Below are 18,897 nucleotides of genomic sequence, written 5' to 3' on the forward strand. Positions count from 1 at the left end.
CACGTTTTTTTACGCCTTTATGGCCTCCCGGGCGAAGTCGGCGGCCTGGTCCAGGTCGCTCTGGTCCGGGTGGGTCAGGGCCAGGTCAAAGGCCTGGATCATGGATTTCAGCTTGGCGTTGTCCGGGTCGGCCTTGAGCTGGGCCTCGTACCGGTCCTTCACCGTCTGGGGCATCTTTCCGGTGCAGAAGAAACTGCTCACCACCTGGTTGCCCTTGGGCACCTCCGCCTTGAAGCGGTCGGACAGGGAGGCAAAATACAGCTCGGAGATACCGAAACCGGCGGTGCCGAAGATGGCTACCCGCTTGCCGTACAGGCTATGTAAAAATTCCTGCATAGCCGGAGTGAGGGTACCCTTGTCGGTCCAGGACCCGGCAAAAACCAGCTCCGCCTGGTCCACGTTCTGGGGCGGCGGGCCGAAGGCCACAATGTCGTGGCCCTCACAGGCCTCCCGGATGGCCTGAGCCACCTGGGCGGTGTTGCCGGTCTGGCTGTCAAATACAATGGCGATTTTCATAGGTCCTCCTTTGGACGGCGGGCGCATACCGCGCCCCTACTTATACTTCCGGCTCTCCGCTACTGCTAATTCATCACAGCGGTTATTAAACGGGTTGTCGGCGTGGCCCTTGACCCAGTGAAGATGGACGGTGTGGTAGTCGCACAGGTCCAGCAGGGTGGCCCACAGGTCGGGGTTGAGGGCGGGCTTCTTGTCCCCCTTCACCCAGCCTCTGGCCTTCCAGCCCCTGGCCCAGCCCTTCTCCAGGGCGTCAATGACGTACTTGGAGTCAGAGTAGAGCTCCACGATGCAGGGCTCCTTCAGGGCCTTCAGGGCGGTGATGACGCCGGTAAGCTCCATGCGGTTGTTGGTGGTGTGGGCCTCCCCGCCGGAGAGTTCCTTTTTGAATTCTCCGTATTGCAGAATGGCCCCCCACCCGCCGGGGCCCGGGTTGCCGGAACAGGCCCCGTCGGTGTAAATGGTAACTGTTTTCATAGATCTCCTATTATAGCCTTCCCCTGGGGGAAGGTGGCTGGCCGAAGGCCAGACGGATGAGGGGAACGCCGCCTTTACCTGCCGGTCAATGACGGCACACACACCCTCAAAATTCTGTTTGATCTCAAGATTTGTAAAATGCAAAACCTTGATTTTTTCCACTTCTTGCAGGTAAGCCATTCTGGCGGCGTCCAGTTCTGGACCATTTCCCTCATAATGCTGGGAACCATCCAATTCAATGGCTAACCTGGCTTTGTAACAATAAAAATCCACAATATAAGGACCAAATGGCTTTTGTCGGAGAAATTGGACGGGATAGGTCCGCAAAAAATCATACCACAGATGATTCTCTTCTTTTGTGGCATTTTTTCGCAGTTTCTGTGCGCGAATGCGGGTGATATCTTCCATAGGCGCACCTCTTCCCCTCATCCGCCCCAGTGTGCGCACTGGGGCACCTTCCCCCAGGGGAAGGCTTTTTACAGCTCCTTCAAAATCTCCTGCCGCTTCTGCTCATACTCCTCTTTGGTAATGAGCCGCCGGTCATAGAGGGACTGGAGCTGCTCCAGCCGCTGCTCCGGGGTGCCCTTGGGATCGTCCACCGACACCCCCTCCTCCTCGATGTGGATCTCGGGGCCGATATACTTCTTGCCAAAGGCAGAATAGAAGTTGGTACCGGCGATCACAGCGGCAATGACGGTCCAAATGATGCCGAAAATAAGGCCGAAGCCCCCCGCCATGGCAAACTGGGGAATGACGACGAACAGGCCGATGAGCACAAAGACGCAGCCCACCACGCCCCCCGCCACCGAGCCGGGCTTACTGGGACGGTAGGTTACCCGTTTCCTGGACATAGCTTATTCCTCCCCTTCAGTGGTGCCGGTGTCCTCCTCTTCTTCCTCGTGGTCGGTGCGGGCGAAGGAGATAACCTTCACGCCCTCCTCCAGATTCATGATCTTGACGCCCTGAGCGGTGCGGCCGTAGGTGGAGATGCCGGACACCGCCATGCGGATGATGACGCCGGCGTCGTTGATAACCAGCACGTCATCGTTGTCGTTGACCACCTTGACCCCCACCACGGGACCGGTCTTGTCGGTGACGTTGTAGCCCTTCAGGCCGTAGCCGCCCCGCTTCTGGAGGCCGCCCGCCCGGATATACTCGTCCATCTCGGTGCGTTTGCCGTAGCCGTTCTCGGTGATCATCAGCACCTGATGGTCCTGCTTGGCCCGGGCGGCGCCCACCACGAAGTCGCCGGGGCGCAGGTTGATGCCCCGGACGCCGCAGGCGTCCCGGCCCATGCAGCGCACGTCGGTCTCCTTGAAGCAGATGGTCATGCCGTCGTGGGTGACGATCAAAATGGCCTGCTCCCCATCGGTCTCCCGGACGCAGATCAGCTCGTCCCCCTCCTCCAGGGTGATGGCCCGGATACCCGCCTTGCGGGCGGTAAAGATGGAGGAGAGCTGGATCCGCTTCACGGTACCCGCCCGGGTGACCATCACCAGATACCGGTCCTCGGGGAACTCCCGCAGGTGGATCATGGCGGTGACCTTCTCGTCCTGCTCGATGGGCAGCACGTTCACCAGGTTGGTGCCCTTTGCGGTGCGGCCGGCCTCGGGGATCTGGTAGCCCTTCTTCCGGTGGACCCGGCCCTTATTGGTGAAGAAGAGGATATAGTCGTGGGTGGAGGCGGTGAACACCGTATCCACATAGTCCTCCTCCTTGGTGGCCATGGCAGTGATGCCCTTGCCGCCCCGGCGCTGGGTGCGGTAGGTGGAGGCGGGGGTGCGCTTGATGTAGCCCCCGGCGGTGAGGGTGAACACGCACTCCTCCTCCTCGATCAGGTCCTCAATGTCGATCTCGTCCTCCACGTCCTGGATCTCAGTGACGCGGTCGTCGCCGTACTTGTCCCGGATGGCGGACAGCTCGTCCTTCAGCACGCCCCGCAGCATCTCCTCGGAGCCCAGCAGCTGCTGGAAGTAGGCAATGCGCTCCTCCAGCTCCTTGTACTCGGCCTCCAGCTTCTCCCGGTCCAGGCCCTGGAGGGCTTTCAGGCGCATATCCAGAATGGCCTGGGCCTGCACGTCGTCCAGGCCGAACCGGTTCATCAGGTTCTCCCTGGCGTTGTCGTAGCTGGAGCGGATGATGCGGATGACCTCGTCGATATTGTCCTGGGCGATGAGCAGACCTTCCAGCAGGTGGGCCCGCTCCTGGGCCTTCTTCAGGTCGTACTTGGTGCGGCGGATGATGATCTCCTCCTGGAAGGCGATGTACTCGTCCAGGATGTGCCGCAGGGACAGGATCTTGGGCTGGGACTGGTCGTCCACCAGGGCCAGCATATTGATGGCGAAGGTGGTCTGCAGCTGAGTCTGGGCAAACAGGCGGTTGAGCACCACCTGGGGATTGGCGTCCCGTTTCAGCTCAATGACCACCCGCATACCGTTTCGGTCGGACTCGTCCCGGATGTCGGAGATGCCCTCCAGACGCTTGTCCTCCACCTGGTCGGCCATGTTCTTAATGAGCTGGCGCTTGTTGACCTGGTAGGGGATCTCGGTGACGATGATGCGGGTACGGTCCTTGCCGAACTCCTCAAACTCGGTGCGGGCACGGACGCACACCCGGCCCCGGCCGGTGGCGTAGGCGGCCCGGATGCCGGAGCGGCCCATGATGATGCCCTTGGTGGGGAAATCGGGGCCCTTCACGTGCTCCATCAGGTCGGCCAGGGTGGCCTCCGGATTGTCCAGCACGCAGATGGTGGCATTGATGACCTCCCGCAGGTTGTGGGGCGGGATGTTGGTGGCCATACCCACGGCGATACCCGCCGAGCCGTTGACCAGCAGGTTGGGGAACCGGGAGGGGAGCACACGGGGCTCCTTCCGGCTCTCGTCGAAGTTGGGGTCCCAGTTCACCGTGTCCTTCTCGATGTCCCGGAGCATCTCGTCCGAGATCTTGGACATCCGGGCCTCGGTGTAACGGTAGGCGGCCGGGGGGTCGCCATCGATGGAACCGAAGTTGCCGTGGCCGTCCACCAGGGGATAGCGCATGGAGAAGTCCTGGGCCAGACGGACCAGGGCGTCGTACACGCTGGCGTCGCCGTGGGGATGGTACCGGCCCAGCACATCGCCCACGCAGGTGGCGGACTTCTTGAAGGGCTTGTCGGCGGTCAGGTTGTCCTCGTACATGGCGTACAGGATACGCCGGTGGACGGGCTTCAGGCCGTCCCGCACGTCGGGCAGGGCCCGGCCCTTGATAACGCTCATGGCGTACTCAATATAGGACTGCTCCATCTCCTTCACCAGAGGTGAAGTGACGATGGTCTGGTCCGGATACCGGATCTCCTCCGGATCGTACTGTGGCTTTTTGCTCATGCTGTTGCCTCTCAATCTTTATGATAGGGTGGTTCACGGCGGGCGGCCGCAAGGGCCGCCCCTACGTCAGGGCCGTGTAGGGGCGACCTTTATGGTCGCCCGAACTCCCTTAATAGTCCAAATTCACCGCGTACTTGGCGTTGCGCTCGATGAACTCCTTCCGGGGCTCCACCTTCTCGCCCATGAGGACGGTGAAGGTCTGGTCGGCCAGCACGGCGTCGTCCAGCTCGATGCGCTTGAGGGTGCGCCGCTCCGGGTCCATGGTGGTCTCCCACAGCTCGTGGGGGTTCATCTCGCCCAGGCCCTTATACCGGGAGATATCCACCTTGGCGTTGGGGTTGTCCCCCCGCAGCTCGGCGGACACCTGGTCCCGCTCCTCGTCGGAGAAGGCCACCCGTGTGGTCTTGCCCCGGGTCAGCTTGTACAGGGGAGGCACGGCGGCGTAGACGTAGCCGTGCTCAATGAGGGGCCGCATGAAGCGGAAGAAGAAGGTCAGCAGCAGGGTGCGGATGTGGGAACCGTCCACATCGGCATCGGCCATGATGATGATCTTGTGATAGCGCAGCTTGTCCAGGTCGAAGTCGTCCCCGATGCCGGCGCCCAGGGCGGTGATGACGGGGGTCAGCTTGTCGTTGCCGTACACCTTGTCGGCCCGGGCCTTCTCCACGTTGAGCATCTTGCCCCACAGGGGGAGGATGGCCTGGAAGCGGCTGTCCCGGCCCTGGGTGGCCGAGCCGCCTGCGGAGTCGCCCTCCACGATGTACAGCTCGGTGAGCTCGGGGTTGACCTCGTTGCAGTCCCGCAGCTTGTCGGGCATGGCGGCGCCGCCCAGGGCGGTCTTGCGGCGGATGGACTCTCTGGCCTTGCGGGCGGCCTCACGGGCCCGGTTGGCCATGAGGGCCTTCTCCAGAATAGCCTTGCCCACGGCGGGGTTCTCCTCCAGGTACTCGGACAGCTTCTCGGTGACGATGTTGTTCACCAGGGTACGGATGGAGGCGTTGCCCAGCTTGGCTTTGGTCTGGCCCTCGAACTGGGCCTCGGTGAGCTTGACGGAGATGACGCAGGCGATGCCCTCCCGGCAGTCCTCGCCGGACACCTTGTCCTCGTCCTTGAGGATCTTCATTTTTTTGCCGTAGTTGTTGAGCACGGTGGTGAGGGCACGCTTGAAGCCCTCCTCGTGCATACCGCCTTCGGGGGTGTGGACGTTGTTGGCGAAGGAGACGATGGTCTCGTTGTAGCCGTCGTTGTACTGGAAGGCCACCTCCGCCATGGAGTCCTCCTTCTGCCCCGCCATATAGATCACGTCGGGGTGGATGGGGTCCTTGGAGCGGTTGATGTAGGACACGAACTCCCGGATACCGCCGGCGTAGTGCATGGTGTCGCTCTGCTCCTTGCCGGGGCGTTTGTCGATGGTGTGGATCTTCAGGCCGGCGTTGAGGAAGGCCTCCTCCCGCATCCGGGTGTGGAGGGTCTCGTAGTTATACTCGGTGACCTCGAACATCTCGGGGTCGGGCTTGAACACCACCTCGGTGCCGTGGCGGCCGGTGTCACCCACCACCTGCATGGGCTGGGTCACCTTGCCCCGGGAGAACTTCATCTCGTAGATCTTGCCCTCCTTGTGGACCCGGACCTCCAGCCACTCGGACAGGGCGTTGACCACGCTGGCGCCCACGCCGTGGAGGCCGCCGGACACCTTGTAGCCGCCGCCGCCGAACTTACCGCCGGCGTGGAGGATGGTGAACACCACCTCCAGGGCGGGCAGGCCAGTCTGGGGCTGGATGTCCACGGGGATACCGCGGCCGTTGTCCACCACGGTGATGATGTCGCCCTCTCCGATGGAGACGGTGATCTCATCACAGTAGCCCGCCAGGGCCTCATCGATGGAGTTGTCCACGATCTCGTACACCAGGTGATGCAGGCCGGACTCGCTGGTGGAGCCGATATACATACCGGGGCGCTTGCGGACGGCCTCCAGACCCTCCAGCACCTGGATCTCGGAGCCGCCGTACTCGTGCTCCACCTGGGTGGTGTTCAGTTCCAATTCTAACTCGTCAGACATAATAACCTCCGCTAGATTAACCATAGGTTGGGTATGGCTCTGTGAGAGCGGCCATACCCCAAATTTTTTTATTCAAAACTGTTGTTCTCCGCCCGGCGCAGCAGGGTGGCGGCGGAGAGCTGGCACAGGTAAACCACCGGCGGCCCCTCCCGCCGGGCGCACAGCACAAAAGAGCGGGGCAGATCGTCGGACACGTTGACCAGCCGCCCCTCCTTTTCCGCCCGCTCCAGAAAGGACCGGGTCAGGTGGGAGGAGGAGGTGTTGTCCAGATCGAAGAGCCCCACCACGTCTCCAAAGGGCACCACCACGTTCTGACCGATGTGCAGATACATCTACTTGCCCTCCTTCTTGTCCCGGACGATTTTGGGCTTCCACAGCCAGCGGTACAGCTTCCAGCCCAGAAAGAGCCCCACAAAGAAGCCCAGGGCGGGCAGGCCGGGAATGAAGAGCAGCTGGGTCACCGGGGAGGTATCCGCCTCCCACAGGTTGAGCCGGTGGACCACAATGGCGGCTGTCACCAGAACGGCAGCCACCGGAGGGATCAGCTTCCACAGCTTGCTTCCCTTCCGGGTAAACTGGCACACCAGAAATTCCAGCAGAAAGCCCCCCACCAGGGGGACCAGGGCAAGGATCAAAAGTATCATAGTGTTCTCCTGAATCTGATCTGTATTACGGGCCGGTTTGTCATCCCACCAGTACGCCGTTGTGAATGTGGAAGGTCTTGCCCTCCCCCAGCCGGTCCAGGCTCATTTCCTCGCAGCAGGTGATAAAAACCTGGCCCCCATTGATGCGTTTGAGGACAAATTCCTGCCGTTTATGGTCCAGCTCGGACAGTACGTCGTCCAGCAGCAGCACCGGCCACTCCCCGGTCTCCTGGAAGAAAATTTCCCGGGAAGCCAGCTTGAGGGATAATGCCGCCGTCCGGGTCTGGCCCTGGGAGGCGAAGGTTTTGGCGCTCACCCCGTCCAGTTCCACGACCAAATCGTCCTTGTGGGGCCCCGACAGGCACTGCCGGGCCTCCAGCTCCGCCTTCCGGTGGGAGTCCTGATGTTTCAGCAGCTGCTCCAGCAGAGTACGGGTGGGGGCCAATGGATCATCGATGGTGCTCACCGTCTGGTAGCTCAGCCCCAGCTCCTCCCGTCCGCCGGAAAAGTCCCGGTGGATGGGGGGCGTCACCTCCCGGAGCCGCTTGATGAAGTAGGCCCGGTAGTGGATGAGCATGGCCCCGGTCTGAGCCATACGCAGATTGAACTCGTCCAGGGTGTCCAGCAGGGAGGGATGCTCCTCCCAGTCCCGCAAAATCCGGGTCTTATGTTCATAAAGACGCCGGTATTCCGCCAAAGCCTCGGCGTACCGGGGCCGCAGCTGACAGATGCAGTCGTCCAGGAACCGGCGGCGCACCGCGGCCCCCTCCCGGATAAGCCACAGATCTTCCGGGCAGAAGAGCACCGTGTTGAGTACCCCCGCCAGCTCCCCGGCGGTCTTTAATTTCACGCCGTTGGAGAAGAGCTGCCGCCGCACCCCCCGGCCCAGCTTGGCCTCCAGGGTGAAGTCCCGCCCCCGGGAAAAGACCTCCGCCTTCACAAAGGCGTGGTCCACCCCCATCTGGATCAGCTCCCGGTCGTACCGGGCCCGGTGGGAGGAGGCGGTGGACAGGTAGGCAATGCCCTCCAGCAGGTTGGTCTTGCCCTGGGCGTTCTCCCCCCAGATCACATTGACATTGGGAGAAAAGCTCCCCTCAAAGTGAAGATAATTGCGAAAAAAGTCCAGGCAGACCGACTTTACGATCATAAAACTTCTACGCGCAGGCCGTCCAGAGTAACCACGTCGCCGGGGCGCAGCTTCTTGCCCCGCATGGTGCACACCTCGCCGTTGACCTGGACCTCTCCGTCCTGGATGCGCTCCTTGGCCTCCCCGCCGGTCTCCACCAGACCCTCAAATTTCAGCAGGGATTCCAGCTTGATAAATTCCGTTGTGATTTTGGACTGAATGGTCTTCATACTTCCGAATTTCTCCCTTCTTCGTGCAGGGATTGCAGCAGTTCCCACAGGTCGGGCAGGGCCTTTTTCAGGGCCACCGGCCGGGCCTTGGCCCGGTCGTAAAAGAAGTGGCCGGAGGTGCCCTCCGCCCGCAGCTCCCCGGTGTCGGCGTTGACCATCTTGTAGGACAGCTGCATTTTGGCGGGAGACAGGGACTCCACCGCCATGTGGATGGCTACCGTCTCCCCAAACCGGGTCATGGAGCGGTACTTGCAGCTCACGTCGGTAACGGCAAAGTCGATGCCCGCGTCCACTGCCATATGGTAGCTCCAGCCGATCTGGTCCATAAAGTCGGTACGGGCCTCCTCCATCCAAAGGATATAATTTCCATGGTGGACGATGCTCATGCCGTCGGTCTCATAAAATTGAACCTTATGCAGGTAAGGATGCAGTTCCAAGGCATTTTTCCTTTCTTTCAGAACCTTTGTGCCCAATTTATTCCCCGGCCTTCAGGCGGACGGGCAGTACCATATACAGGAAATTCTCCTCCCCCTCGGTGGGCAGGATGACACAGGGGGACACGCTGGTGGACAGCTCCAGCCGCACCTTGTCGGCGGGGGCGGCCTTGAGGGCATCCATCAGGTACTTGTTGTTGAAGCCGATCTCCAGCCCCCGGCCGTCGCCGGTGACAGGGCACTGGTCGTAGGCGTCGCCGATGGCGGTTTTGGTGGAAATCTTCATCAAACCGTCCTCAAACACGCACCGCAGGGGACATTTCAGCTTCTCGGTGATAATGAGGGACACGCGCTCAATGGAGGACAGCAGAGTCCGGGTGTCTCCCTCCAGGCAGATATCGTTGCTGCGGGGGATAGCCTGGCGGTAGGCCAAAAACTCACCCTCCAGCCGGCGGGTCACCAGCATGGTGGAGCCGGCCTTGAACATGATGTGCCGGGCGCCCTGGGTCACCGACACCGGCTCGTCGCAGTCGGTGCAGATTTTTTCCACCTCGGACAGGGCGGAGCCGGGGACAACAAAGGAGAATTCCGGAGCGCCGTCCTTTTTGTCGATGGCCTCGTGGCGAAGGGCCAGCCGGAAGCCGTCCACCGACACCACAGTGAGGCCGTTTTCGCTAGCCTCAAAGAGGGAGCCGGTGTGGACCGGGCGGCTCTCGTTGTCGCTGACGGCGAAAATGGTCTGGGAAATCATGGCTTTCAGCTTGGACTGGGACAGGGTAAGGGAGTTCTGATATTCCACCGTGGGCAGCTCGGGGAACTCCTCCGGGTCGGTGCCCAGGATATTGAACTCACTGGGTCCACAGGTGATGTGGACCATATAGTTGTCGGTCTGGAAGGTGACGATGTCGTCAGGCAGCTTCCGGATGATCTCGCCGAAGAGCCGGGCGGCCAGCACCAGGGTGCCGGTTTCGCTGATGTCGGCAGGGACGATGGTGCGGATGCCGGTGTCCAGATTGTAGCCGGTGAGCCGCAGCTCCTGTCCGGCCTCCAGCAGAATGCCCTCCAGAGCGGGAATGGAGCTCTTGGGGGAAACGGCACGGGAGGCGGTGGAGATAGCGGATTGCAGCAGGGCTTTTTCGCAGGAAAATTTCATATTTGTTCGGTCCTCCGTTTCGTGGGGAGAGAAGGGGCTCCCCGGGATCTCTCTCGCTCCTCCGGAGAGAGGAGGGATATAGTTCGTAATAGTAAGCCGTAGGGGAAAACATTGTGGAAAAGTGGCGAAACTCCTTGTGACCCATGGTTTGGCCCGTCCACAGGGGGTGTGGACAAAAAAGAGGGGGTTTCCACAGGGGAAAAGGAGCAAAAAAGTTTTCCACATCCCCTTTTCCACATGTCCCCGAAAGAGGGTGGAAATGTGGAAGGCGGTCTGGAAACCGGATTTCCAGTGGGAATCCAGTTTCATTCATATTTATGCAGGAATATTCAAAGACCATTCAGCCTTATTCATACCGGGCGTTGATGTTGGCGTTGATGTCCTTGATGACTTCTGCAATTTCGGGGCTCTGTTTGGTCAATTTCTCGATCCGGTCAATGGAGTGCATGACAGTGGTGTGGTCCCGGTTGTCAAATTCCTTGCCGATCTCCTTCAGGGACAGGTTGGTCATGCGGCGGATCTGGTACATGGCGATCTGGCGGGCCAGCGCGGTGTCCTTGGTGCGGCCCTGGCCCCGGAGGGCCTCCTCGTCAATGTTGTAGAACTTGCTGACCTCGTCAATGATGATCTCCGGCGAGGGGAGGAACTCCGCCTTGTCCTTGAACATATCCCGGACGGCCCGGGTGACGGTGTCCACGTCCACGCTCTCCCCCATCAGCTCCTGGAAGGCCAGGATCTTGTTGACGGTGCCCTCGATCTGCCGCACATTGGAGGTGATGTTCTCGGCGATATATTGGAGGACGGGATCGGGCAGGTTCATACCCCGGCGGATGGCCTTGGTCTTGATGATGGCCACACGGGTCTCATAGTCGGGGGGCTGGATGTCCACGGGCAGGCCCCACTCGAACCGGGTACGCAGCCGGTCGTCCAGACGCAGCATCTCCTTGGGGGGGCGGTCGGCGGTGAACACGATCTGCCGCTTGGCCTCGTACAGGGTGTTGAAGGTGTGGAACATCTCCTCCTGGGTGGACTCACGGCCGGCAATAAACTGCACGTCGTCCATGAGGAACACGTCGGCGGAGCGGTACTTTTCCCGGAACTCCGGGTTGCGGCCCTCCCGGATGGCCTGGATCAGCTCGTTGGTGAAGGAGTCACCCTTGATATACACGATACGGTAATCGGGGTGGGCCTGATGGATCTTGTGGGCGATGGCGTAGAGCAGATGGGTCTTGCCCAGGCCGGACTCGCCGTAGATAAACAGGGGGTTGTAGGTCTGGGCGGGCTGCTCGGCCACCGCCAGGGCGGCGGCGTGGGCGAACTTGTTGGAGGCGCCCACCACAAAGCGCTCGAAGGTGTATTCCTCAGTGCCCGGGAGAAATACGTCGTCCACCTTCTTCTTGCCGTAGCCCTCCAGCTCCCCCTCTCCCAGCACCACAACCTCAAAGTCGGAGGAGAACAGCTCATGGAGGGCCTTCTGGATGTTGGGGATGTAGCGGGAATTGATGATATCCCGCTTGAAGTTGGTGGGGGTATGGAGCACAAACCGGTTGGACTCCAGCGCCACGGGGGTGGCGTCGTCAAACCAGGTGTTGATGGCGGTGGCTGTCATCTCCCCCTCCATCAGGGAGAGGACCTTGGCCCAGAGATCGGCCGGTAGATTCACGGAAAGACCACCTCTTTTGTAGAATAGATGGCCGCTGTGGGCGCAGCAAAACAAGACCTTGAAAGCCTGGGCTTTCAAGACCTGGGTCGTGGATGCTGCCGCCAGCGGCGGGAGTACAGATAATTTAACGCGTATCATTATAATGCGTACGGAACAAAGCCGAAATCCTTGGTTTTCAAGGTTTTCGGCTTTGTTCTAGTGCAAGAATTTTGGACAATAGTTCTCAAAATCCTTGCACCTTTCATTGGAACGCAGGACGTTCCAATGAAAATACGCATTGTAACAATGTCTGAATTCCATAAAACGGCCCCCCTGAGCCGTTTTATGGAATTGCGCGGCTGCTGCCGCGCAAATAAACTGATTTGCAGTTTATTCAGTAGACATTATTATAGCAAATCACCCTGTGGAAAGCAACGATACAATTATAAAAAGAAACTACTTTTCCACACAGGTTTCCACACAGTCTGACGGTGGCCGGCGGGCAGCCGGAACGGCCGCCTCTGCCCGGAGCCTCAAAAAAATAGGGCAGAAGGGCTTATGCGTGGGGGTGTGCTCAACATGGGCCACAAGATATGGTATTTCCCTGCCGGACCCAGAAAAAAACCAAAAAAGAAACCAAATTAGTGGTTGACAGCCTATTTTGAAATAGGCTATAATACCATGTGCATCGTGTAAACTGCTATGGTGTAAAGCAGTTTTGTTTGACGACCGCAGCCGAAAGGCTGTTGTGGTGGGCGGGGCAACCCGCTTGATTTTTGTACAGGAGGTGTCCCAACATGGTTCGTACCTATCAGCCCAAGAAGCGCCAGCGCTCCAAGGAGCACGGGTTCCGTAAGCGTATGCGTACCGCCAACGGCCGCAAGGTCCTGGCTCGCCGCCGCGCGAAGGGCCGCGCCCGTCTGACCCACTGATGGGTCCGCAAATGGAATAGGGCATTTCATAGGGGCGGGGGAGCTTTTCCCACCGCCCCTGCGCAGCATACGGAAGTTTGGACCGGGAAAGGAGGACCGCCGTGGAGCACACCGTATCCCTGAAGCAAAATCATGTGTTCCGCCGCCTTTACAGCAAGGGTAAGAGCGCGGTCAATCCCTGTCTTGCACTCTATTGCCGGAAGAACAACTCCCCCCGCAGCCGTCTGGGCATCACCGTGGGGGTGAAGGTGGGCAAGGCGGTGGTGCGCAACCGCACCCGCCGCCGCATCCGGGAGGCCTACCGCATCCATGAGGGGCGGTTCCTCCCCGGCTACGACCTGGTGGTGGTGGCCCGTGTCCGGGCCGGCCACAGCCGGTACCGGGAGGTGGAGCGCAGTCTCCTCTCTCTGGCGGACAAGCTGGGTCTGCTCCGAAAGGAGGAGGCCTGAATTGAAGCGCCTTCTGCTCGCTCTCATTCGGTTTTACCGCAAGCATATCTCCCCTGCCCGTCCCCCCTGCTGCCGTTTTATCCCTACCTGCTCCCAGTATGCGCTGGAGGCGGTGGAGAAATACGGCGCGCTCAAGGGGGGATTTTTGGCCATTCGCCGTATCCTCAAATGTCAGCCCTTCCATAAGCAGGAATCCATCGAGTACGACCCCGTGCCGTAACGGCAAGACAATGTAACTTGGAGGCGCACAAATGGAAATTATCCTCACCCCCTTTGCGTGGCTGCTGAAGGCTTTTTACAGCTTCTGCGGCAGCTATGGCCTGGCTCTGGTGTTCTTTGCCCTGGTGGTCAAGGTGGTGCTCTTCCCCCTCTCCCTGAAGGGCAAGCGCAGCATGATCCAGATGAACATTCTCCAGGGCCAGATGCAGAAGCTGCAGAAGCAGTATGGCAAAGACCGGCAGCGCTATAATCTGGAGGTCCAGAAGCTGTATCAGAAGGAGAAGATCAACCCCATGGGCGGCTGCCTGTGGTCCTTCATCCCCCTGCTCATCCTGATGATCCTCTACCCCATCATCCGTGAGCCCATCCACTACATGATGGGCATCAACGACGCCAATTCCCTCAATGCCATTGCCCAGGCCGTGGACTGGAGCACCCAGGCCGTGAACATGGGCTGGATCAAGGAAGCCGCCGATACCTTTACCAACAGCGCCTATAACCAGCTGTATCTGGCTTCCCTCATCAACGAGAACAACCTGGCTGCCGTGCAGCAGGCGGTCACCGCCGCCGGCGGTGTGGGTGCCAACGTGTTCTCCATCAACTTCAGCCTGTTTGGTCTGGTGGACCTGTCCCAGATCCCTCAGCTGCAGTTCTGGACCATTGCCGGCGGCTTTGGTCTGTTCCTGCTGCCGGTGATCTCCGCTGTGTCCGGCGTGCTCTTCTCCCTGATCTCCATGAAGACCAACGTGATCAACAAGCAGAGCGCTCAGGCCAACAATAGTACCGCCAAGACCATGCTCATCATCTCCCCCTTGATCTCCCTGTGGATCGGCTTCACCATGCCTGCCGCCCTGTGTCTCTACTGGGTGGCCAACAACGTGCTGAGTATGATCCAGGAGTTCCTGTGCAGCCGTATCCTGAAGAAGGACTACGAGGAGGCCGCCCGCAAGCAGGCCGAGCGCGAGCAGCAGGAGAAGGAAGAGGAGAAGGAGGAGCGCCGCCGCAAGGCCGAGGAGCGCGCCCGCCGCATCGAGGAAGAGAAGCTCAACAAGGGCAAGAAGAAAAAGGCCGAGAAGAAGCACGAGGACGAGGAGAAGATCCCCGGCATCGTGAAGGAGTACAGCCGGGTGGGTATCCGGCAGTACGCCCGCGGCCGTGCCTATGATCCCTACCGCTACAGCGAGGACGGCCCCACCTGCTATCCCGGCGAGGCCCCCATTTTCGGCAGAAAGCCGGACAAGGCCGCCCCTGTGCAGGAGACTGCCGCGGTGGAGGAGGCCCCCGCTCTGGAGGCCGTCCCCCAGGTTGACGCCTCTGCCGCTGACACCCCTGCCGCCGGTGACGGCGAAACCAAGGAATAACGGCGCCTGCCGTGGATTCATAAGGAGAGATACCCAAAATGCTGAAATGGATCGAGAGCACCGGCAAGAGCGAGGAGGCCGCCATCGAGGCCGCCCTGCAGAAGCTGGGCATGGATCGGGACGAGGTATCTGTGGAGGTCCTGGAGCGGGCCAAGTCCGGCTTCCTGGGGATCGGCAGCTGTCCCGCCAAAGTGAAAGTAACCTACGAGGCCCCCGACGAGCCCGAGACCCCCGCCCCCGTGGAGGAAAAGGCTCCCGTTGCCCAGCCCGTTCAGGAAGAGAAGCCTGCCCCTGCTGCGGAGGCTGAGGCCCCCGCCGCCGCCCCCGCCCAGGGGGAGAAGGCGGAGCAGATCGACGCCTTTCTCACCGGCCTGCTGTCCCACATGGGGGCGGCCGCCAAGCCGGTGATCAAAATGGACGAGAACGGCACCTATCAGGTGGAGCTGGTGGGCCAGGACCTGGGCGGTCTCATCGGCCGCCGGGGCGAGACCCTGGACGCCATCCAGCAGCTCACCGGCTATGCCGTCAACCACGGCCAGTCCAAGCGTGTCCGCATCCACGTGGACGCCGAGGGTTACCGGGCCAAGCGGGAGGAGTCCCTCATCCGTCTGGCCCACAAGGTGGCCGGCAAGGTGGTCAAGTACCGCCGCAACGTGACCCTGGAGCCCATGAACGCCTACGAGCGCCATGTGATCCACACCGCCCTGCAGGATACCCCCGATGTGACCACCTACTCCATCGGCACCGAGCCCAACCGCCGGACCGTGGTGGCCTACAGCCGGGGCGAGCACCGGTAAAAAAATTTGACGAAAAAGACCCTGCGGGTCTTTCCCGTCAGGGGGCTGCATGAGGAATGAGGTTCGATTTCTGACGAAATTGTCACCCCATTCCTCATGAGAAGAGTCCTTTCCGAGGCTCATGTCCCCGGAAAGGACGAATTTTGATTTGATTCCACCGCCTGCGGGCGGTGGAACTCTGCGAGGCTGAAAAAAGTCCCTGAGCCTATGGCTCAGGGACTTTTTTCGCTTGTAGGGGCGACCTTTATGGTCGCCCGCATTCTCAGACGGAGGGGTTCTCAATGGCCCGTACCGGCTTGCAGGGATTGCCCACCGCCACCACGTTGGAGGGGATGTCATGGACCACCACGCTGCCCGCGCCGATCACCGATCCGCTGCCGATGGTGACGCCGGGCAGTACCGTCACGTTGCCGCCAATCCACACGTTGTCTCCCACGGTGATGGGTTTGGCAAACTCCAGGCCGCTGTTGCGGGTGGGGGCGTCCAGAGGATGGCCGGCGGTGTAGAACCCGCAGTTGGGGGCGATGAACACGTTCTCCCCAAAGACCACCGGGGCGCAGTCCAGCACCACCAGATTGTAGTTGGCGTAAAAGTGCTCCCCCACCGTGATGTTGGAGCCGTAGTCGCACTTGAAGCCGTGGTTGATGGTGAGATGCTCCCCGGTCTTGCCCAGCAGCTCCTTCAGCAAGGCCAGGCGGGCCTCTCCTTCCGTGGGGGAGAGCTGTTCCAGCTGGTGGCACAGCTGAGCCGCCCGGGTCCGCATGGCCTGCAATTCCGGCACCTCGGCGTTGTACAGCTCACCGGCAATCATCTTTTCCAGTTCTGTCATAGCGCATACCTCCAAAAAACGGGCGGCCTTTTGGCCGCCCGTTCTGTTTTATTGGGGATTGGGATTCTGGGGCTTGTCCCCACGGGGACGGCGGTGATATCGGCGGCGGGGCCGCTTCTTCTCCCCAGCGGCGTTGGCCTGTCCGCCCTCGGCGGCGGGTTTTTCAGGCGCGGGCTTCTCCTGTGGCTTGGGCCTGCTCTCAGGCCGGGGCTTGCCCTCTCCCCTGGGAGCCTTGGGCTGGCCGGCCTTTTGGGCCGGCTTGGCCTCCTCTTTCCTGTTCTGGGGCTGAGGCTGCTGCTCCCCGCCGCTCTTCCGGCGGCGGCTGCGGCTCCGGCGGGACTCCTGAGCGGGGGCGTTCTCCTCCTCAAGGGCCGCGCTCAGCCCGGCCAGGGCGGCGTTGACGCTGCCGGTCAGGGTGCGGGGCTCCTCCACGGGAGTTACCTTCCGCAGCTTGGCCAGCTCCTGGGCGGGGGGCTCCACATAGTCCTCCGGCCGCTTGCCCTTGCCGTTGCGGATCACCCGCAGCTCGCAGTTGTGGAAGCACTTGGGGGTCTCGGGGGCGCTGTCCAGCCGTACCTTTACCGTCTCCTTCAGCAGGTCCACCTGGCACACGTTGCCCGCCCCCTCGGGGGTCTCCACAAAGGACTCGTTCTTGGGCATCCGGTGGACTGCATCCTCATAGGCCTCCTGCTCGTATTTCAGGCAGCACATGAGCCGACCGCAGGTGCCGGAGATCTTGGTGGGGTTGAGGGACAGGTTCTGGGTCTTGGCCATCTTGATGGACACCGGCTGGAACTCGTCCAGGAAGGAGGCGCAGCACAGAGGCCGGCCGCAGATGCCCAGGCCGCCCAGCATTTTGGCCTCGTCCCGGACGCCGATCTGCCGCAGCTCAATGCGGGCGTGGAACACGCTGGCCAAGTCCTTCACCAGGGCCCGGAAGTCTACCCGGCCCTCGCTGGTAAAGAAGAAGAGGATCTTGTTGCCCTCGAAGTTGTACTCCACCTCCACCAGCTTCATGTCCAGCCCGTGGGCGGCGATCTTCTCCTGGCAGATGGTGAAGGCCTTCTTCTCCTTCTCGTGGTTCTTCTCCACCGTCTCCAGGTCCTTGTCGGTGGCGATGCGCACCATGGGGCGGAGGGGCTGCACCACCTCTTCATCCTCCACCATGGTGTTGCCCTGGGCGCACTCGCCGTACTCCAGGCCCCGGGAGGTCTCAATGATGACCCCCTGACCGGGCGCGACCTGCTGTCCCTGGGGATCGAAATAATATTGCTTGCCCCCGCTTTTAAAGCGGACGCCGATGATCTCGGTCATGGTTACCTCCAAATTGGAAATGTTGGGGCCGGATTTACCGGCACAGCTGGGCTAATCCCGCCCCCAGCCAGCCGGCCATATGGCCGGGGCCCACATAGAAGCCGCAGGCGGTGCGCAGCTGTTCCGTCAGGGCGGCGGCCCCAGTCAGGGCCTTGGGGGACAGGGCCTTGGCCCCCTTTTCTGCCAGCGACCGGCGGCGGGGGTCGCTCTCATGGAGGGCCCCGGCGGCACACACCAGGCAGTCCCGCACCAGCAGCAAAAACTCATCCAGCAGAGCGTTGAGAGAATCCCGGTCCCACTTGTCCCGCTCCAGTCCGGCGCAGAACTCCAGCAGGGCCAGCTCGTCCTTGGCGCAGAAGCGCTCCAGCAGGGCTGCCGCCCCCTCCAGAGCCTTGCCGTCGGCGGCCTTGCCCTCCAGCTGGTCCACGGCCCGGCCCAGAATGCCCTCGCACCGGGCGGCGGCGTTGGAGATCTCCGCCGGGGAGCGGTCGGGATACCGGGCGGTCAGCCAGGTCTCCGCCTCCTGTACCGTCACCGGGGAGAGAGCCAGTACCTCGCACCGGGAGCGCACCGTGGACAGCAGGGCGGCGGCGTTGTCGGTGAGCAGCAGGAAGGCGGCGTAGGCCGGTCCCTCCTCCAGCAGCTTGAGCAGCGCATTCTGACTGGGGTCCTTCATGTTTTGGGCCCCCTCCAGGATGTACACCTTCCGGGGCGCCTCGTTGGGCTTGATGTAGGCGTCGTTGCGGATGGCCCGGATGCGGGCCACGTTGAGCTCGTCCCCCTCCCCTCCGGCGTGGATCACGTCGGGGTGGATGTGGCCCAGGGCCTTTTTACAGCCGGAGCAGGCCATGCAGGGGACCTCCCCGCCGCCGGTGCATACCAGGGCAGCGGAGAGCAGGCCGGCCAGGGTGCGCTTGCCCGACCCCGCCGGCCCGCTGATGATATAGGCGTGGGACAGTCCCCGCCGGGCAGTCTCCAGGGAGAGCTGCCGCTTGAGAGGGGAATTGCCCGCCAATAAGGAAAGGTCCATCTTATACCCGCTCGAACCGCTCGATATCCACCACAAAGATGGTGGCGCCGCCTACCACAACCTCCACGGGCATACTGGGATAGTAGCCGTAGCTCATCTCGGTGGTGGTGGGGATCATCTGCTTGCGGGAGTGGGAGTGCTCCTTGATGATGTCAATGACGTTCTGCACCTTCTCCTCATCCACGCCGATGAGGATGGTCACATTGCCCGCCATGAGGAAGCCGCCGGTGGTGGCCAGCTTGGTGGACGAAAAGCCCTTCTTGGTCAGGGCCTGGGTGACGGTGTTGGCGTCGTCGTGATTGATGATAGCCAGAACCAGTTTCATG

Annotated in this window: 21 protein-coding genes and 1 pseudogene; 5 read left to right on the top strand and 17 right to left on the bottom strand. The window is 61.4% G+C overall.

The window, feature by feature from the left end; genetic code table 11:
• Positions 1 to 9: 9 nt before the first annotated feature.
• The 13 genes and pseudogenes from bilS to dnaA all read right to left on the bottom strand — a co-directional run bounded on the left by bilS (position 10) and on the right by dnaA (position 11,661).
• Positions 10 to 516 carry a flavodoxin family protein BilS gene (bilS, locus tag B5E56_RS10885; RefSeq protein WP_087187252.1) on the bottom strand — a complete coding sequence of 169 codons (507 nt, stop codon included), beginning with the start codon at positions 514 to 516 and terminating at the stop codon, positions 10 to 12.
• Positions 517 to 552: 36 nt separating this feature from the next.
• Positions 553 to 990: a ribonuclease HI gene (rnhA, locus tag B5E56_RS14920; RefSeq protein WP_242958920.1), complete on the bottom strand. Its 438-nt coding sequence runs from the start codon at positions 988 to 990 to the stop codon at positions 553 to 555.
• Positions 991 to 1,080: 90 nt separating this feature from the next.
• A pseudogene (locus B5E56_RS14925) lies at positions 1,081 to 1,419 on the bottom strand (endonuclease domain-containing protein); the annotation flags it as partial.
• A gap of 47 nt (positions 1,420 to 1,466) precedes the next feature.
• The gene (locus B5E56_RS10895; protein ID WP_087389984.1) at positions 1,467 to 1,841 is read right to left on the bottom strand and encodes an SHOCT domain-containing protein; all 375 of its coding nucleotides are present in this window, start codon (positions 1,839 to 1,841) and stop codon (positions 1,467 to 1,469) included.
• Positions 1,842 to 1,844: 3 nt separating this feature from the next.
• A complete protein-coding gene (gene gyrA, locus B5E56_RS10900; RefSeq protein WP_087389987.1) occupies positions 1,845 to 4,352 on the bottom strand; it encodes a DNA gyrase subunit A in 2,508 nt (835 codons plus the stop codon).
• A 109-nt stretch (positions 4,353 to 4,461) separates the two neighbouring features.
• Positions 4,462 to 6,411 carry a DNA topoisomerase (ATP-hydrolyzing) subunit B gene (gyrB, locus tag B5E56_RS10905; RefSeq protein ID WP_087389989.1) on the bottom strand — a complete coding sequence of 650 codons (1,950 nt, stop codon included), beginning with the start codon at positions 6,409 to 6,411 and terminating at the stop codon, positions 4,462 to 4,464.
• Between the two features lie 68 nt (positions 6,412 to 6,479).
• On the bottom strand, positions 6,480 to 6,743 hold the full coding sequence (locus B5E56_RS10910; RefSeq protein WP_087187247.1) for an extracellular matrix regulator RemB: 264 nt from the start codon (positions 6,741 to 6,743) through the stop codon (positions 6,480 to 6,482).
• Entirely contained in the window at positions 6,744 to 7,055 is a 312-nt protein-coding gene (locus B5E56_RS10915; RefSeq protein ID WP_087267679.1) for a Tat pathway signal protein, read from the bottom strand.
• Positions 7,056 to 7,095: 40 nt separating this feature from the next.
• Entirely contained in the window at positions 7,096 to 8,202 is a 1,107-nt protein-coding gene (gene recF / locus B5E56_RS10920; protein WP_087187245.1) for a DNA replication/repair protein RecF, read from the bottom strand.
• A complete protein-coding gene (locus tag B5E56_RS10925) occupies positions 8,199 to 8,411 on the bottom strand; it encodes an RNA-binding S4 domain-containing protein (RefSeq protein WP_087389992.1) in 213 nt (70 codons plus the stop codon). Before B5E56_RS10925 ends, recF begins: the two co-directional genes overlap by 4 nt.
• Positions 8,408 to 8,848 (bottom strand): acyl-CoA thioesterase, encoded by a 441-nt coding sequence (locus B5E56_RS10930; protein WP_087390083.1) that lies wholly within the window; start codon positions 8,846 to 8,848, stop codon positions 8,408 to 8,410. Before B5E56_RS10930 ends, B5E56_RS10925 begins: the two co-directional genes overlap by 4 nt.
• 37 nt (positions 8,849 to 8,885) lie before the next feature.
• Positions 8,886 to 9,998, bottom strand: a complete 1,113-nt coding sequence (dnaN, locus tag B5E56_RS10935; RefSeq protein WP_087330970.1) for a DNA polymerase III subunit beta — start codon at positions 9,996 to 9,998, stop codon at positions 8,886 to 8,888.
• A gap of 346 nt (positions 9,999 to 10,344) precedes the next feature.
• Positions 10,345 to 11,661 carry a chromosomal replication initiator protein DnaA gene (gene dnaA / locus B5E56_RS10940; RefSeq protein WP_087389994.1) on the bottom strand — a complete coding sequence of 439 codons (1,317 nt, stop codon included), beginning with the start codon at positions 11,659 to 11,661 and terminating at the stop codon, positions 10,345 to 10,347.
• 776 nt (positions 11,662 to 12,437) lie between these two features.
• Here dnaA and rpmH point away from each other — a divergent pair.
• From rpmH to jag, 5 genes are all read left to right on the top strand, one after another.
• Positions 12,438 to 12,572 (top strand): 50S ribosomal protein L34, encoded by a 135-nt coding sequence (gene rpmH / locus B5E56_RS10945; RefSeq protein WP_006570963.1) that lies wholly within the window; start codon positions 12,438 to 12,440, stop codon positions 12,570 to 12,572.
• Between the two features lie 101 nt (positions 12,573 to 12,673).
• On the top strand, positions 12,674 to 13,021 hold the full coding sequence (rnpA, locus tag B5E56_RS10950) for a ribonuclease P protein component (protein WP_206404977.1): 348 nt from the start codon (positions 12,674 to 12,676) through the stop codon (positions 13,019 to 13,021).
• Between the two features lies 1 nt (position 13,022).
• Complete coding sequence (yidD, locus tag B5E56_RS14750) at positions 13,023 to 13,241, top strand: membrane protein insertion efficiency factor YidD (RefSeq protein ID WP_204220704.1); 219 nt, start codon at positions 13,023 to 13,025, stop codon at positions 13,239 to 13,241.
• 31 nt (positions 13,242 to 13,272) lie between these two features.
• On the top strand, positions 13,273 to 14,601 hold the full coding sequence (locus B5E56_RS10960; protein ID WP_087389999.1) for a YidC/Oxa1 family membrane protein insertase: 1,329 nt from the start codon (positions 13,273 to 13,275) through the stop codon (positions 14,599 to 14,601).
• Positions 14,602 to 14,639: 38 nt separating this feature from the next.
• Entirely contained in the window at positions 14,640 to 15,398 is a 759-nt protein-coding gene (gene jag / locus B5E56_RS10965; RefSeq protein WP_087390002.1) for an RNA-binding cell elongation regulator Jag/EloR, read from the top strand.
• A 262-nt stretch (positions 15,399 to 15,660) separates the two neighbouring features.
• Here jag and B5E56_RS10970 read toward each other — a convergent pair whose 3' ends face one another.
• Genes B5E56_RS10970 through B5E56_RS10985 form a run of 4 tightly spaced genes read right to left on the bottom strand, consistent with a single transcriptional unit; the run spans position 15,661 to position 18,896 of the window.
• Positions 15,661 to 16,227 (bottom strand): sugar O-acetyltransferase, encoded by a 567-nt coding sequence (locus B5E56_RS10970; protein WP_087390005.1) that lies wholly within the window; start codon positions 16,225 to 16,227, stop codon positions 15,661 to 15,663.
• Positions 16,228 to 16,275: 48 nt separating this feature from the next.
• Positions 16,276 to 17,541: a regulatory iron-sulfur-containing complex subunit RicT gene (gene ricT / locus B5E56_RS15000; RefSeq protein ID WP_087390008.1), complete on the bottom strand. Its 1,266-nt coding sequence runs from the start codon at positions 17,539 to 17,541 to the stop codon at positions 16,276 to 16,278.
• A 34-nt stretch (positions 17,542 to 17,575) separates the two neighbouring features.
• Positions 17,576 to 18,571, bottom strand: a complete 996-nt coding sequence (locus tag B5E56_RS10980) for an ATP-binding protein (RefSeq protein WP_087390011.1) — start codon at positions 18,569 to 18,571, stop codon at positions 17,576 to 17,578.
• 1 nt (position 18,572) lies between these two features.
• Positions 18,573 to 18,896 carry a cyclic-di-AMP receptor gene (locus B5E56_RS10985; RefSeq protein ID WP_087187235.1) on the bottom strand — a complete coding sequence of 108 codons (324 nt, stop codon included), beginning with the start codon at positions 18,894 to 18,896 and terminating at the stop codon, positions 18,573 to 18,575.
• Position 18,897 lies beyond the last annotated feature (1 nt).

The organism is Flavonifractor sp. An112, from assembly GCF_002161085.1.
Lineage (GTDB): Bacteria > Bacillota > Clostridia > Oscillospirales > Oscillospiraceae > Flavonifractor > Flavonifractor avicola.

Bases quoted from the DNA above. Each gene is read 5' to 3' on its own strand.
- bilS (WP_087187252.1), bottom strand. From the start codon at position 516: ATGAAAATCGCCATTGTATTTGACAGCCAGACCGGCAACACCGCCCAG.
- rnhA (WP_242958920.1), bottom strand. From the start codon at position 990: ATGAAAACAGTTACCATTTACACCGACGGGGCCTGTTCCGGCAACCCG.
- B5E56_RS10895 (WP_087389984.1), bottom strand. From the start codon at position 1,841: ATGTCCAGGAAACGGGTAACCTACCGTCCCAGTAAGCCCGGCTCGGTG.
- gyrA (WP_087389987.1), bottom strand. From the start codon at position 4,352: ATGAGCAAAAAGCCACAGTACGATCCGGAGGAGATCCGGTATCCGGAC.
- gyrB (WP_087389989.1), bottom strand. From the start codon at position 6,411: ATGTCTGACGAGTTAGAATTGGAACTGAACACCACCCAGGTGGAGCAC.
- B5E56_RS10910 (WP_087187247.1), bottom strand. From the start codon at position 6,743: ATGTATCTGCACATCGGTCAGAACGTGGTGGTGCCCTTTGGAGACGTG.
- B5E56_RS10915 (WP_087267679.1), bottom strand. From the start codon at position 7,055: ATGATACTTTTGATCCTTGCCCTGGTCCCCCTGGTGGGGGGCTTTCTG.
- recF (WP_087187245.1), bottom strand. From the start codon at position 8,202: ATGATCGTAAAGTCGGTCTGCCTGGACTTTTTTCGCAATTATCTTCAC.
- B5E56_RS10925 (WP_087389992.1), bottom strand. From the start codon at position 8,411: ATGAAGACCATTCAGTCCAAAATCACAACGGAATTTATCAAGCTGGAA.
- dnaN (WP_087330970.1), bottom strand. From the start codon at position 9,998: ATGAAATTTTCCTGCGAAAAAGCCCTGCTGCAATCCGCTATCTCCACC.
- rpmH (WP_006570963.1), top strand. From the start codon at position 12,438: ATGGTTCGTACCTATCAGCCCAAGAAGCGCCAGCGCTCCAAGGAGCAC.
- B5E56_RS10960 (WP_087389999.1), top strand. From the start codon at position 13,273: ATGGAAATTATCCTCACCCCCTTTGCGTGGCTGCTGAAGGCTTTTTAC.
- jag (WP_087390002.1), top strand. From the start codon at position 14,640: ATGCTGAAATGGATCGAGAGCACCGGCAAGAGCGAGGAGGCCGCCATC.
- B5E56_RS10970 (WP_087390005.1), bottom strand. From the start codon at position 16,227: ATGACAGAACTGGAAAAGATGATTGCCGGTGAGCTGTACAACGCCGAG.
- ricT (WP_087390008.1), bottom strand. From the start codon at position 17,541: ATGACCGAGATCATCGGCGTCCGCTTTAAAAGCGGGGGCAAGCAATAT.
- B5E56_RS10980 (WP_087390011.1), bottom strand. From the start codon at position 18,571: ATGGACCTTTCCTTATTGGCGGGCAATTCCCCTCTCAAGCGGCAGCTC.
- B5E56_RS10985 (WP_087187235.1), bottom strand. From the start codon at position 18,896: ATGAAACTGGTTCTGGCTATCATCAATCACGACGACGCCAACACCGTC.